Here is a 13,443-nt window from a genome sequence, read left to right as displayed (position 1 = left end):
GTCGATTTTAATGGTAACAATTTATACTACTCCAAGCAGTTTAGCCTGTCGTAAAGCAAAAGCTTGGCTTAAGAAGAACGAAATTTCCTTTAATGAACGTAACCTATATTCCCAGCCTCTTTCTATAGAAGAAATAAAAGAGATTTTACGTAAAACGGAAGGCGGGACAGATGAAATCATCTCTACCCGTTCCAAAAAATTCAAAAGCCTGAATATCGATATAAATAATACACCGCTTAATGATCTTTGCAAGCTTATTCAAGATAACCCGGATTTACTTCGCCGGCCAATCATTTTCGATCATAAGAACTTGCATGCAGGATATAATGAAGAGGAAATGGGACGCTTCCTTCCAAGGAAGGTCCGTCATGTACAATTATGGCGGGCAATCAGCCAATTAGCTTAATTAGTTAGCATTCTGCATAATAAGAGGGTTGTCCATTACCAGGACAACCCTTTTTTATATTTGATCCGCTTTTTCTATGACAATCGTGAAGATGGTGCCTTGTTCATTGCTATCCTTAAGCACAAGATCTCCCTTTTGCGCTTTTGCGAGCATCTTACTGAATGGCAGTCCCAAACCTAAACCGCGTACCTTCAACTTTTTGTTTTCGCCTCGATAAAATGGTTCGAACACATATTGCTGTTCATGCTTTGGAATCCCCCGCCCGCTGTCCAGAACATCAATACAGATTCGTTCTTCATCCTTTTCATAAAGATGAATCGCTATTTTGCCTTTGCCGTCAAGTGCATGTCTGGCATTATTCAAAAGGTTAATGACGATTTGCTGCATCCGCAAAGAATCAATTTGACCAAAGACCGGTTCATCAGGAACGCTTATCTCCAAAGCGAACGCTTGATCATCATCTTGGGTCACCTGCCAGCGATAAGCGATTTCCTTGATGAATATATTGATATTCTCTTTTTGCACCCGGATTTTAAAAGCGCCTGCCGATATGGCATTATAATTGAGTAAATCCTCTATCATACCTTGTAAACGCTGAGTTTCCTTTAATGAAATATCGAGGAATTCCTTACTTTGCTCTCCCTTGACGACATCATCTTTCACCGCTTGTATCAGACCGCTAATGGAAGTGACTGGCGTTTTCAAATCATGGGTTACGCCCGCGAGCAATTCCGCCCGCAACTTCTCCATGACCTTCAATCGATTGGTCATTTCCTTAAATGATTCTATCAGTTCATAGATTTCTTCTTCCTTGATTTCCTCTTCCTCTTTGAAATGGATATCATAGTTGCCTTCACGAACCTGGACCGCGGCGTTAGCTACGTCTTGGATGGGGCGCGAAATCTGCCTGGAAAGAAAATAAATGACGCCCGTTCCGAGAATCAGAAGTCCTCCAATCATTATCGCCAACAAACCATGATCTTGGTTGATTTCCTTCAATGCCCCTTCTTCCTGGGCAATGACCACCCAGCCTCTCGTCTCATCATTGAACGTAATGGGGGATTTGACGACATATACTTTGTTGTCGGAAATCTTGACTTTCTGGACCAACTCCGTATTTTTCATGATGACGTCCGGCAGTTTATTTTCATCCGGATCGATATACAACTGCGGCATTGTATATATGATGGTGGCATCGGGATCGACGATATAGATGATTGGCTGTTGATTCAGATGGAGGATTTTCTCCCGTTCCTCAACAATTTCCGAAAGGATCGGGCCAACGACAATCTGGCCATTTTCCTTTATCGCCCGATCGGATGTTTCATCCGCTAAGTACTTTAGAAGGCTGAGCCTATATTCCAAAGCCGTTTTTTCCATCCACCATAAGGAAAAAACAGATAATAATATCAAACCGGAAATCAAGGTCAATACGTATCTCTTTGTCCAATAGCGTTGTAAAGTGGTTCTTTTTTTAGTTTTCATAGACACTCAATTGATACCCCAATCCACGCAATGTTTTTATTTCCCCCTCAGTTACCGGCCATGCATCTATCGCCTTCCTGATACGTTTGATCGCCAGGTCCACCGCACGGTCACTGCCGTCATAATCCATGCCCCACACCTGGTCGAGCAGCTGTTCCCTCGTGAAAATTTGATTAGGGTGCTTAGCGAAAAAAACGAGAAGAGACAAATCACGCGGCGTCAAGTTTATCTCTTCCCCATTCAAATGCACCATATATGACAGATCATCGATGATTAAACTCCCAAACTCGTGTACATGACCATCTTCCGTAACAACCGATGATGATCTTCTTAAAACGGCATGCACCCGGGCCACGACTTCTTCAGCAACGAAGGGTTTGGAGATGTAATCATCCGCACCTGACTTAAATCCCGATAATCTGTAATCGACATCTGTCAGTGCAGTCAACATGATAACCGGACATGTATCGCCCTCCCGAATTTCCTTCAATATATCCCAGCCTTCCTTACCCGGCAGCATGACATCCAACAGGACAAGATCTGGCTTCGTTTCTTCAAACACTGGAATGGCCTTTAGCCCATCGTAAACTTGGACTACATCAAAACCTTCCCGCTCCAAATATGCTTTCAATACCATCGATATGGCAATTTCATCTTCTACTACAAGAATTTTTTTCATATATGGATTCCTCCTTCCTGAATTATAGTGGAATTATTTTGTATATGCTAACTATAAAAAAACACCAAGCCTTTTCCCTCAATTTTACCCTTTTTATGTGTCAGGATTATGTTCTCAGTAAAATTAACCGGTATTTTCACTTCGTAACTTTGTGTAAGTGATCTCGATTCATTTTAACAGGAATGCCGCTATGTGATCGTAAAAATCATGAGCTCCTCATTACACTCTAAAGAGGCTGGCTCTAAACTGAGCCAGCCTTTCAATTACATGTCTCGTGTGGATTGGGACAGCCCGCTTCCTGCCTTTCCACTTGGATCGTACTATGTTCAATTCCAAACTGATCATGAAGTAGTTTTTGCGCTTCTGCTAAAACTGAATCGTGATTACCGTTCTCATCTATGACAACATGGCAGCTCATTGTCAAAAAACCAGAAGTGATCGTCCAGATATGGAGATCATGGACATCGGATACACCGTCCAATTTTACCAAGGATGCTTTCACTTCATCCATATCGACTTGATCTGGTGTGCCCTCCATCAAGATATGGAAAGAATCCCTCATTACCCTAAAACCGCTGATAATAATTAAAATCGCGACTATGACGCTCGCAATCGGATCTGCAATTCCCCAATCGAAAAAATAAATCAAGAGTGCGGCCGCAATGGCACCCACAGATCCAAGCATATCACCAATGACATGTAAAAAAGCACTTCGCACATTCAGATTGTCTTCCTTATCTCCGCTCATTAAAATCCAGGCGGCAATGACATTAACAAGTAAGCCAATGATTGAAATCATTAGCATTCCCATGCTTTGAACCTCAGGAGGATCCAGGAACCTCTTAATTGCCTCAAAGAAAATGAATACGGATATGACGATCAATGTCAATCCATTCAAGCAAGCAGCAATGATCTCAAACCGTTTATACCCAAACGATTTGGACGATGTCGCTTTCCTTTCCCCCAACCTTATCGCTGTATAACTAAGCCCTAATGCTGCCGCATCGCTAAGCATGTGACCTGCATCCGACAGTAAAGCCAGACTATTTGTCAAGAATCCCCCAATGACCTCTACTATCATAAATGTGGAGATTAATAAGAAAGATGCCAACAATGCTTTTTTATTGTTAGAATGGTGGTGTCCGTGCCCATGATCACGGGAGTGACCATGATGATGTCCCATGCCATCCCTCCTCTCGATTTGAAACTTATATATAGTATGGGATAAATCCAGAATGGTTTCAAATGATTCACTTCAGGGATTTCACTGGCTGCAATAAGAGCGATCAAACGGGCAGGAAGTGATTTTTTACTAAAAATAAAAATCGGACTTCCACCAATTCAAAGTAAAAATAAACGCTACAGACATTTCCTGCAGCGTCTTCCCCGTTTATTTTTCCTCTTGCATCGTATCATCGACAATGGCATACAGATCCTTATTAAACAATTCATCATTACAGACAAGACTATGCCGTTCCATCTCTTCCTGCTCTTGAATTACCTGTTCATTTTCCTTCATGACCTACCTCCAGCTTCATATTGTTTGCCTATTAGCGTATCCGCAGGCATGTACCTTTATGCTCAACATTTCCCCAACCTTCATCTTTTATAAACGTCTTAGGCCTGCTGCCCGCCATGGAAGGCACGTATAATGAATTCATGCTCTGGAACTTGTAAGCTTTGGTACGATGACAGGAACGATGTATTATCATAGGCCACTTTTTCAAGCTTTACCTGAATACCCGCATATTCAATTGAAACAATGGCATAAGGAGCAACTGGTTCACCATTACAGCCAAGAGAACCAGGGTTCAGGAATATCGTTCGGTCATTTTTATAAAGGTGGATAGGATGATGGTGTCCGAATCCTATTAAATCGTGATGCTGATCTTTGAAAAGCATTTCCAAGTTATTTAAACTCGGTTCAACGATTTTACTATATGGATTTTGGCTTATGTGCTCATCCAATTTCTTCGGTTCCATGTGATAATGGGTGAAGTAAACGGAGTGATCATTAATGATATGATGTATGGTTCGAGGCAATTTTTCCAATTCATTTATGAATTTCCGCTGCATCCTTTCAGCTATCCATTCATGATGCTCCTTAACATGAATATGTCCGTCCGGATGCGGCTCCCCGTTAATGATGGCCAGGACAGCTTCATCATGATTTCCAGTTATCATCGATAAATCATTTCTTGAAAATAAAAGTTCAAGGACTTCATTTGTATCCGGGCCAATCCCAACCATATCTCCCAAACAATAGAGACGATCTATTTCTTCCCTTTGATCAATATCCCTAAGGACGGCTTTTAACGCTGAAGCATTACCATGCACATCCGTTATAATGGCAACTTTCATGACTTAATTCAGCTCCCTTCCTCCACAATCCACATGGTATATTATAACATTCAAAACGAAATCAAAAAAATATTCGGGCTTAATCCCTTGGTTTGCCCACGCCCATTTTTTATGAATAAGCAAACACTTCGGCCTAGAATACATAGTATGAAGTATTCCCGGTAAAGATGTTTTGCTAGGTATGTAATTCATAATATATATGAGGAGGAAATCAAATGGGTGGAAATGGTAACGAATGTTGTGGCGGCGGTTTCGATAACGGATTCGCATTGCTGATCGTATTATTCATCTTGCTGATCATCATTGGATGCAGTTGGGGATTCGGCGGCGGCTTCGGCGGATGCTGCTAATAATGACATAAATCAAAAAGGCGCCTGTTCATGGCGCCTTTTTTGTTATGGATTGACTTTTATTTTTTCTCTTTGCTTTTGTTTTCGAGTCTTCATAATGAACCAAATGACTATAAGTGCAATGGGGATAAGCAAGAAATTCGCATATTGTGAAAAGATGGCTCCCGCCTGCTCCCATCTAGGTCCTAACTTAAACCCTAAATAAACATAAACGCTTGTAACAGGAAGCATCGCCATATAGGTATATAAGATGAATTTCCAAATATTCATTTTCAATATTCCACATGGCAGCGACACGGCGGTACGAATACCTGGTACAAACCGTCCAAAGAAGGCAATTCCCCCACCATACCTTTCAAAGAAGCGGTCAGCCTTGTTCAACTGCTCATCTTTGATTAAAAAGTATTTTCCAAACTTTAATACAAGCGGCCTCCCGCCATACTTGCCTAAGGCATAAAGCGTCAATGGTCCCGTTACCCCACCAAGCGAACCGGCAAGGATAGTCAAGTATAAATTCAAATCACCTTGATAAACCCAGTATCCTGCCAGTGGCAAAACTATTTCAGCAGGAATGAATTCAAAAGTCAAAGCTAGTAAAACACCGAAATAAGATAAAGATTTAAACGCTTCAATCATATCCATTATTAAAGTTTCCATTGAGGTTTCCCCTTTTCTAACTTTTATTACATATAAAAAGGAGTGCACCAAAATGAATCCGGGCACCCATGATGTCAAAAAGGACATTTTACATTGTATCACAAGTTAACCCGCAATTTTTCCATAATGTTATCCTAAAACAATGTTCTTATGGAGTCCATGTTTTGTTATCGGGCTATTTACTACAGAACTATGCTTGTATGAAGAACGATAATAGAATATCAGATGGCCCCGAAACGAAAAAAACTTGAGGACGAATTGACCTCAAGCATTCGATATAGTTAACCAAGTGAATAGCCCCTAAATAGGTAGATATGTACACATAACAAGATCGGTACCCTTAGTTCTCAAATCATAAAAGGGGCAGAGAGCCTGCTCAATCCATCCTCCATTTGTTTTTTCGCATCTTTCATCATGCCATCAAGTAATTCCTTTACCGTGGGTATATCGTCTATCAATCCGGCAACCTGGCCGCTGTTCATAAAACCATTGGTAACATCCCCATTCATCGCTCCATTAATATGATGGACTTCAGAGGTCATTTCACGATAATTCACAGGAGACAGACCCTGTTTCTCCAGATCCAGCACTTTCTCGGTATATGGGTCCTTCAATACCCTTCTGACCTGTCCAAATGATCTGCCCAAAATTACTGTATCATTGCCCATCGCTTCGATTAGTTTCTGCTTATATGACGGATGGAACGGTGCTTCTTGTGTAGCAATCAGCCTGGTTCCCAATTGGACGCCTGAAGCTCCCAGCATCAATGCAGCTGCCAACCCCTGCCCATTGCCTATTCCTCCAGCGGCCAGAACGGGAAGCGTCACATGCTTGCTGATTTGCGGAATGAGTGTAAACGTCGTCATTTCCAGGTTCGAGTTGATGCCGGCGGCTTCAAACCCTTCCGCGACCAGCACATCTGCCCCTGCTTCTTGCGCTTTTTGTGCGTGCTTGACCGACGCAACGATGGCAATCACTTTTATATTCTTTTTTTGCAATAGTGGAATGAAAGGGGCAGGATTCCCTGCAGATAAGGAAACTACAGGTATATCATGCTTCAGGACAAGATTCACTAATTCATCTGTATATGGACTAACGTTTATTGGAATGTTCAACGCAAAATTGTTATTGGTTTTATCTTTGGTTTCGAGAATGATGGCTTCTACCTGTTCAGGAGTCATGGTACCGCACCCTATTGTTCCCAGGCCCCCTGCATTGGATACTGCAGCCGCAAGACTTGCATTGCTTATATTCCCCATGCCGCCTTGAATAATTGGATATTTTATCTCAAAAAGTTCACAAATATATTTCACTTTCATCCCTCCCAGTCAATTTAATGTTATACTATATTCATTAGAAAAACAATTCTGACTTTTTAAAAAAAGGAGCGAGACTATGATTATTCCGTACAATAATAAAAAACCATCCATTGATGATACCGTTTTCGTGGCACCCGGCGCTCATTTAATCGGTGATGTTTCGATTGGGAAAGACTCGACCATTTGGTTTAATTCCGTACTGCGCGGTGATGAAGATTCAATTACAATAGGAGAAAAATGCAGTATTCAGGATAATTCCACCATTCATTTATTTGAAGGATGCCCGGTTGTCATTGAAGATGAAGTGACGGTCGGTCACAATGTCATCCTGCATGGCTGTAAAATAGGCAAACGCTCCATTATTGGTATGGGTTCAACGATATTGGATAATGTAGAGATCGGCGAAGAATGCATCGTCGGAGCGAACACATTGATTTCCTCTGGCAAAATCATACCTCCACGTTCACTGGTCATTGGTTCCCCGGGAAAAGTGGTTCGCCGTTTGAATGATAAAGATCTTGAATTGATCCAACTTTCCATCGATACATATGTTCAAAAAGGGAAAGACTTCAAAGGGATACTCGATTAATTATTGCAAGGAATTTGAAAAGAGCTCCGGCCAGTCGTCGTTAACGGCTGGCTGAAGCTCTTTTTCACTTAATGATGAGTGGATGGTCCTTGGCATCATAGGTTTCATCTTTCCGGCATAAATCATTGTTTTCCTGAAATACGCTTTCAAAGAAACGGCTTGCTGGTTCAGCCAAGACTTGATAATATTGGCTAAATAAAAGAGCAGCATGATTCCCATTCCACTTAGAAGGCAGAAGTTCCTTTGGCAGGCCCGGATCGATGAATAAAAATTTACGGTATTCATGCACCAAGTTCGTTCGTTCCACAAAACAATCTGCATCGGACATTTCGCCCCTGCTAATGATGCTTTGATGAACGATGAATTGTTTACTGTATTTCTCGATGAATTCTTCATATTTATTTTCAATCTCTTCTAATTGCCAGCTCTTCTCTACAAGCGATTGGTTTTCTTTTGGACCTTTGTACTCCGAGATGAAAAAATCAACATATTCATCTATATCATATTTCTCGATCAAGCGATTGATTTGCTTCTCCAAATCATTGGGGGAAATCCAGCAACCACTTGAAAAACTGCCAAACCCGCTCCATAATAATTCTTTGCGGAGATCATCCCGTAATTGCCGCTTATCTTCAGGGATCGTGTACATTAAGATGCGCCATTTACCATCCCATTCATTCGGTTTCATCTTATATATGCGATTGGCCGCTTCATCCATTCTCTGCACACCGCGATCAGTCAAAAAATAATAGCTTTTATTTCCCTGCTTCTCTGACTGAATCCACCCTTGCTTGACCATTCGTGAAACGGCTACACGAACGCCCTGCTCATTATGGCCGAATTCCTTTAACAAACGAATTAAACTGCCTATCCAGATTTTACTTCCATAGTTACGGATATAATCGCCGTATATCGTAAAAATCATGGATTGTGTATTAGTACCTATCTTTCTCACCTCGTCCTAACATTGTTACTATTTTTACACGGAAGACATAATAATTATTATATCTTTTTAAAATGAAAGCGCAATATTATTCACCAGTAAATCGTGCTTTTCTCCGTTCACTAAATGCCAGGAGCGCTTCCGATCTATCTTGAGTCGGAATGGTCAATTCATAGGCTTTTCCTTCTATGGCCATTCCCGTTTGCAAGTCCGTATTCATTCCTTGGTCAATCGCATATTTGGCTTGTTTGACTGCAATCGGCCCATTCTTCATGATATTGGCTGCCAATTCCTCACAGGCTGACATTAGACGATCCCTTGGTACGACCTTCAAAAGGATCCCTAATTGACATGCTTCTTCCGCAGTCAATTTTTTAGCGGTGAAGATCAATTCCTTGGCCTTCATTTCCCCAATCAACCTCGGCAGCCGCTGTGTACCGCCTGCTCCCGGAATAATGGCCCAGCTAGTTTCAGTGAGCCCCAAAGAAACACCTTCCGCAGCAATTGCAAAGTCACATGAAAGCAGCCATTCAAATCCTCCCCCCAATGCATATCCATTGACGGCAGCCATTGTCGGCTGCGGAAGCCCTGCGATACTATTAAAAACATCGCGAATCGCTTTAACGTTCCTTCTTACTTCGGCATCATTCAAAGACTTCCTTTCTTTCAAATCCGCTCCCGCGCTGAATGCTTTTTCCCCTGCACCGGTGAAAATGACGACACGGATATCGCCGTCATAATAAACGGCATCGATGGCTTGCTGCAGTTCACAAAGTGTCTCATAGTCGAAGCAGTTCAATACGTCGGGCCGATTCACTGTTATATAGCCGATTTGATTTATCACTTTATAAATAACCTTGGACATGAGTCTCCTCCCCTTTTTGAAAAAATGACCCTTATGCAGATAAAATTAATAAGGGCCATACGCTTAATCATTCTTTATCGATATTTTCTATAATGGCGGATATGCCTTGGCCGACGCCTACACACATCGTCGCAAGGCCATAGCGTACTTTCCGCTTTTTCATTTCGTGGACTAGTGTTGTTAAAATACGCGCCCCGCTTGCACCGAGCGGATGGCCAAAAGCTATTGCCCCGCCGTTGACATTCACTTTCTCCTGATCCAATTTCAATTGGCGGATGCTCTCCAAGGATTGGGAGGCGAATGCTTCATTCAATTCCACCAGCCCGATGTCTTCAATCGTCAAACTTGCCCTCTCCAATGCTTTTTTAGTGGCATGAATCGGGCCAAGGCCCATAATGGACGGTTCCAAGCCCGCTACCGCCCCTACAACATATTTGGCCAGAGGCTTCAATCCAAGCTCCCGTGCTTTTTCTGCACTCATCAAAAGCAGTGCCGAGGCTCCATCATTTACACCTGAAGCATTACCGGCGGTTACAGTGCCGCCTTTAAAGATCGGTTTGAGTTTTTCCAGCTTTTCGATGGTCGTGTCAGGACGAGGGTGTTCATCCTTCTCGATAATGACCTCATTCCCTTTTCGATCCGTATATCGAACAGGTACGATTTCATTAATGAAACGCTCATTTTCCACTGCGTTTTTCGCCTTTTGCTGGCTTTGATAAGCGAATTGATCTTGGTCCTCCCTTGAAACAGAAAAACGCAGGGCGACGTTTTCAGCCGTTTGAGGCATGGAATCCGCACCATACATTTCTTTAAGTTTCTCATTCGTGAAACGCCATCCGATCGTTGTATCCTGAAGCTCCATTGAACCCCGCGGAAATTCACTCTCAGGTTTGGCCATGACGTACGGCGCCCTTGTCATGCTTTCAGTACCCCCTGCGATATAAATATCGCCTTCACCTACTGCAATGGAGCGTGCAGCATACATGACGGCATCCAATCCGGATCCACATAAACGATTTATTGTCGTTCCAGCTACATTTACCGGAAGACCAGCTAAGAGGGCGGACATCCGGGCCACGTCGCGATTATCCTCTCCCGCTTGATTTGCATTCCCGAAGATGACATCCTCAATTTGATCAGGCGGCAGCTCTGGATTGCGATCTACCAGCGCCTTGATTACAATTGCGCCGAGGTCATCCGGGCGAACGCTTTTCAATGCGCCTTTATATCTTCCGATAGGTGTTCTCACAGCATCAATGATCACAACATCCTTCATTTCCTCACCAGCTCGCCGTCTTTTGTATAATCGTACACACCTTTACCAGACTTACGGCCGAGCCTGCCAGCTTTAACATACTGTTCAAGGAGGGGAGCCGGGCGGTATTTCTCACCCAGTTTACTATGTAAATATTTTAAATTATTCAAGCGGGCATCCAATCCCACCAAATCACCTAGCTCAAATGGTCCCATTGGGTAATTCAGCCCTAACTTTATTGCCTTATCGATTTCTTCTGGTGTTCCTAAGCCTTCTTGAAGCATAAAGAACGCTTCATTACCTACCAAACAGCTGATCCTGCTTGTAACAAACCCAGGGAATTCATTTATGACCACGGTCTCTTTCCCCATTTTTTCGGCTACCTCTTTTATTATGGCTGCCGTTTCATCGCTTGTTTCAAGACCACGTACAATTTCAACGAGCGGCATTTTTTGTACAGGATTGAAAAAATGCATGGCAATCGTTTTTTCGGGACGCTTTCCATAAGAACCAATTTCCGTCGGACTCATCGTGGAAGTATTGGTTGCAAAGTAACAATCTACTTTTGCATGGATTTCAATCGTTTCGAAGACTGCCCTCTTGATTTCCGCCTTTTCCGGAACTGCCTCTATGATCAAGTCGGCATATGCTGCTGATTCTTTCAGATTGGCAGAATAGGTAAATCTGCTTTTTGCAGCTGCCGCTTCTTCCTCGGTAATCTTTTGGTAGCGCAAACCCTTTTCAAAAATGGAATCGATTTCGTTTCTAGCACTTTCCAAAGCATCCTGATTCACATCCACCAATATTACATTAAAGCCCCCTATTGCTCCTACATATGCTATTCCCCTGCCCATGACACCAGATCCGACGACCACTAGATTACTAATCATTCGTTCATTCCTCCTTCAAAAATAAATAGGGCTGGCTGTGGGTGAATCAGATAAGCATTCAACCATACCTGAATTACTTTTCCGACATACCGTTCAGCCAGCCGTCTATTTTATTGTTTTATTGAATTCCAAATGGATTTAACGGACGGCTTCCATGATAGGAAATGATGCTTTTCGTTTCTGTATAAAGATCAAGTGTCTCAATGCAAAGTTCCCGGCCGAATCCTGACTGTTTATACCCTCCGAAAGGTGTTCCAGGAAATGCGGAGAATGGGCAATTCACCATGACGATTCCCGCTTCTATTTGATTGGCCACTCTAGTCGCACGCCCGCCATCTTTTGTCCAAAGGGCTGAACCTAAACCGAATTCCGTATCATTCGCGAGCCTCACAGCTTCTTTTTCATCTTTGAATTTCATTATGACAACGACCGGCCCGAATATTTCCTCTTTCACTACATCCATTTCATGATTGACATCCGCTATGACCGTCGGCTCATACCAATAACCGTTTTCGAAACCTTCAATGACCGCTGGCTTTCCTCCCGTCAGGATCTTCGCTCCATCAGTAATGGCAGATTGGACATAATTGTCGATGACATCCAATTGCCCTTGATCTATGACTGCACCGATGTGTGTTTCTTTGTCGAGCGGATTGCCCAATTTCAATTTTTTCGTCTTTTCTACGAATCTGGCAACGAACTCATCGTATATGTCTTCGTGAACGTATAAACGGGATCTAGCTTCGCAAGACTGCCCAGTATTATAGAAAATTCCATATAAGGATCCATCGATGGCTGCTTCAAGGTCTGCATCTTCAAAAACAATATTAGGGGACTTGCCGCCAAGCTCCAATGTGACCCTTTTTAATGTCTGTGAAGCCTTGCCCATAAGATCTCTGCCGATTGGCGTAGAACCCGTGAAGGCCACCTTATTCACTTTCGGATGCTGAACAAGGTAATTCCCTACGTCCGATCCAGGACCTGGAATGATATTGACCACGCCTGAAGGAACACCTGCTTCTAAACAGATTTCCCCTAAAACAATGGCCGTCAGCGGCGTTAACGAGGCTGGCTTAACGATCACTGAACAGCCGACCGCGATTGCAGGTGCAATTTTCCACGCAGCCATCATCATAGGGTAATTCCATGGGATGATTTGGGCACAAACGCCTACTGGCTCTTTTTCCGTATAGTTATGGAATTGACCAGGCACATTATTCACAGATCCGCGGTGTGCAACTAACGCTCCTGCATAAAACTCGAAATCTTCAATTGCCTGCATGACTTGGCCTTGCGCTGCAGAAATGGATTTGCCGCTGTTCAGGACTTCCAATTCAACCAATTCATTAAAGCGTGAACGCATGATCGCTGCAATTTTGTTCAAAACACGAGACCGTTTGTTAATCGGAGTCCTCTTCCATTTCCCGTTATCAAATGCTTCACGTGCAGCTTGAACAGCCTTTTCTGCATCTTCCTTGGTCGCCTTTGCAACCTTGGCAATGATTTCACCAGTCGCAGGATTGTACGCATCAATCGTGGAACCATCCGAGCTTTCCACTCTTTCTCCATTAATGATCAGATGATAATAATCACGCTTCATTTCCGCTTTTTCAAATGCCGCCTCTTGTACTCTAACCATGTAAT

At 42.9% G+C, this 13,443-nt stretch carries 15 protein-coding genes; 3 read left to right on the top strand and 12 right to left on the bottom strand.

Annotated elements, in window-relative coordinates; translation table 11 throughout:
- Positions 1 to 10: 10 nt before the first annotated feature.
- Positions 11 to 406, top strand: coding sequence for a transcriptional regulator Spx (gene spx / locus AC3WLU_RS08220; RefSeq protein WP_034314875.1), 396 nt, complete (start codon positions 11 to 13; stop codon positions 404 to 406).
- Between the two features lie 54 nt (positions 407 to 460).
- Here spx and AC3WLU_RS08215 read toward each other — a convergent pair whose 3' ends face one another.
- The 5 genes from AC3WLU_RS08215 to AC3WLU_RS08195 form a co-directional block, all read right to left on the bottom strand.
- The gene (locus AC3WLU_RS08215) at positions 461 to 1,891 is read right to left on the bottom strand and encodes a HAMP domain-containing sensor histidine kinase (protein ID WP_223255832.1); all 1,431 of its coding nucleotides are present in this window, start codon (positions 1,889 to 1,891) and stop codon (positions 461 to 463) included.
- Positions 1,881 to 2,570: a response regulator transcription factor gene (locus tag AC3WLU_RS08210; RefSeq protein ID WP_057275726.1), complete on the bottom strand. Its 690-nt coding sequence runs from the start codon at positions 2,568 to 2,570 to the stop codon at positions 1,881 to 1,883. The genes AC3WLU_RS08215 and AC3WLU_RS08210 overlap by 11 nt, the downstream gene beginning before the upstream one ends.
- 259 nt (positions 2,571 to 2,829) lie before the next feature.
- On the bottom strand, positions 2,830 to 3,753 hold the full coding sequence (locus AC3WLU_RS08205; protein WP_492597096.1) for a cation diffusion facilitator family transporter: 924 nt from the start codon (positions 3,751 to 3,753) through the stop codon (positions 2,830 to 2,832).
- Between the two features lie 207 nt (positions 3,754 to 3,960).
- Positions 3,961 to 4,089 (bottom strand): hypothetical protein, encoded by a 129-nt coding sequence (locus AC3WLU_RS08200; RefSeq protein WP_255256801.1) that lies wholly within the window; start codon positions 4,087 to 4,089, stop codon positions 3,961 to 3,963.
- A gap of 98 nt (positions 4,090 to 4,187) precedes the next feature.
- Positions 4,188 to 4,931 carry a metallophosphoesterase family protein gene (locus AC3WLU_RS08195; RefSeq protein ID WP_492597095.1) on the bottom strand — a complete coding sequence of 248 codons (744 nt, stop codon included), beginning with the start codon at positions 4,929 to 4,931 and terminating at the stop codon, positions 4,188 to 4,190.
- A gap of 215 nt (positions 4,932 to 5,146) precedes the next feature.
- On the opposite strand from AC3WLU_RS08195, the gene AC3WLU_RS08190 reads away from it, so the two are divergent.
- On the top strand, positions 5,147 to 5,281 hold the full coding sequence (locus tag AC3WLU_RS08190; RefSeq protein ID WP_063577172.1) for a YjcZ family sporulation protein: 135 nt from the start codon (positions 5,147 to 5,149) through the stop codon (positions 5,279 to 5,281).
- Positions 5,282 to 5,326: 45 nt separating this feature from the next.
- Here the strand turns inward: AC3WLU_RS08190 and AC3WLU_RS08185 are convergent, their stop codons facing one another.
- Both AC3WLU_RS08185 and AC3WLU_RS08180 read right to left on the bottom strand, forming a co-directional pair.
- On the bottom strand, positions 5,327 to 5,938 hold the full coding sequence (locus AC3WLU_RS08185) for a DedA family protein (protein WP_063577173.1): 612 nt from the start codon (positions 5,936 to 5,938) through the stop codon (positions 5,327 to 5,329).
- A 347-nt stretch (positions 5,939 to 6,285) separates the two neighbouring features.
- On the bottom strand, positions 6,286 to 7,251 hold the full coding sequence (locus tag AC3WLU_RS08180; RefSeq protein WP_156500377.1) for an NAD(P)H-dependent flavin oxidoreductase: 966 nt from the start codon (positions 7,249 to 7,251) through the stop codon (positions 6,286 to 6,288).
- An 82-nt stretch (positions 7,252 to 7,333) separates the two neighbouring features.
- Here AC3WLU_RS08180 and AC3WLU_RS08175 point away from each other — a divergent pair, with 82 nt between their 5' ends.
- Entirely contained in the window at positions 7,334 to 7,846 is a 513-nt protein-coding gene (locus AC3WLU_RS08175) for a gamma carbonic anhydrase family protein (protein ID WP_034314889.1), read from the top strand.
- A 64-nt stretch (positions 7,847 to 7,910) separates the two neighbouring features.
- On the opposite strand, the gene paaX is transcribed toward AC3WLU_RS08175, so the two are convergent.
- From paaX to AC3WLU_RS08150, 5 genes are all read right to left on the bottom strand, one after another.
- Entirely contained in the window at positions 7,911 to 8,792 is an 882-nt protein-coding gene (gene paaX / locus AC3WLU_RS08170) for a phenylacetic acid degradation operon negative regulatory protein PaaX (RefSeq protein WP_095391064.1), read from the bottom strand.
- 85 nt (positions 8,793 to 8,877) lie between these two features.
- Positions 8,878 to 9,654, bottom strand: coding sequence for an enoyl-CoA hydratase-related protein (locus AC3WLU_RS08165; protein WP_492597094.1), 777 nt, complete (start codon positions 9,652 to 9,654; stop codon positions 8,878 to 8,880).
- 67 nt (positions 9,655 to 9,721) lie between these two features.
- Positions 9,722 to 10,930 carry an acetyl-CoA C-acyltransferase gene (locus AC3WLU_RS08160; protein WP_492597093.1) on the bottom strand — a complete coding sequence of 403 codons (1,209 nt, stop codon included), beginning with the start codon at positions 10,928 to 10,930 and terminating at the stop codon, positions 9,722 to 9,724.
- The gene (locus tag AC3WLU_RS08155; protein WP_057275718.1) at positions 10,927 to 11,799 is read right to left on the bottom strand and encodes a 3-hydroxyacyl-CoA dehydrogenase; all 873 of its coding nucleotides are present in this window, start codon (positions 11,797 to 11,799) and stop codon (positions 10,927 to 10,929) included. Before AC3WLU_RS08155 ends, AC3WLU_RS08160 begins: the two co-directional genes overlap by 4 nt.
- Before the next feature lie 118 nt (positions 11,800 to 11,917).
- On the bottom strand, positions 11,918 to 13,438 hold the full coding sequence (locus tag AC3WLU_RS08150; RefSeq protein WP_369315889.1) for an aldehyde dehydrogenase family protein: 1,521 nt from the start codon (positions 13,436 to 13,438) through the stop codon (positions 11,918 to 11,920).
- Between the last annotated feature and the right edge of the window lie 5 nt (positions 13,439 to 13,443).

The sequence above is a fragment of the Peribacillus sp. FW305-BF15 genome, assembly GCF_058783805.1.
This window is presented reverse-complemented; position numbering and strand designations above follow the sequence as displayed.

Excerpts from the sequence above, each read along its gene's own strand:
- AC3WLU_RS08195 (WP_492597095.1), bottom strand. The coding sequence starts at position 4,931 with ATGAAAGTTGCCATTATAACGGATGTGCATGGTAATGCTTCAGCGTTA.
- AC3WLU_RS08185 (WP_063577173.1), bottom strand. The coding sequence starts at position 5,938 with ATGGAAACTTTAATAATGGATATGATTGAAGCGTTTAAATCTTTATCT.
- AC3WLU_RS08165 (WP_492597094.1), bottom strand. The coding sequence starts at position 9,654 with ATGTCCAAGGTTATTTATAAAGTGATAAATCAAATCGGCTATATAACA.
- AC3WLU_RS08155 (WP_057275718.1), bottom strand. The coding sequence starts at position 11,799 with ATGATTAGTAATCTAGTGGTCGTCGGATCTGGTGTCATGGGCAGGGGA.
- AC3WLU_RS08175 (WP_034314889.1), top strand. The coding sequence starts at position 7,334 with ATGATTATTCCGTACAATAATAAAAAACCATCCATTGATGATACCGTT.
- AC3WLU_RS08210 (WP_057275726.1), bottom strand. The coding sequence starts at position 2,570 with ATGAAAAAAATTCTTGTAGTAGAAGATGAAATTGCCATATCGATGGTA.
- spx (WP_034314875.1), top strand. The coding sequence starts at position 11 with ATGGTAACAATTTATACTACTCCAAGCAGTTTAGCCTGTCGTAAAGCA.
- AC3WLU_RS08205 (WP_492597096.1), bottom strand. The coding sequence starts at position 3,753 with ATGGGACATCATCATGGTCACTCCCGTGATCATGGGCACGGACACCAC.
- AC3WLU_RS08215 (WP_223255832.1), bottom strand. The coding sequence starts at position 1,891 with ATGAAAACTAAAAAAAGAACCACTTTACAACGCTATTGGACAAAGAGA.
- AC3WLU_RS08190 (WP_063577172.1), top strand. The coding sequence starts at position 5,147 with ATGGGTGGAAATGGTAACGAATGTTGTGGCGGCGGTTTCGATAACGGA.
- AC3WLU_RS08150 (WP_369315889.1), bottom strand. The coding sequence starts at position 13,438 with ATGGTTAGAGTACAAGAGGCGGCATTTGAAAAAGCGGAAATGAAGCGT.
- AC3WLU_RS08200 (WP_255256801.1), bottom strand. The coding sequence starts at position 4,089 with ATGAAGGAAAATGAACAGGTAATTCAAGAGCAGGAAGAGATGGAACGG.
- AC3WLU_RS08160 (WP_492597093.1), bottom strand. The coding sequence starts at position 10,930 with ATGAAGGATGTTGTGATCATTGATGCTGTGAGAACACCTATCGGAAGA.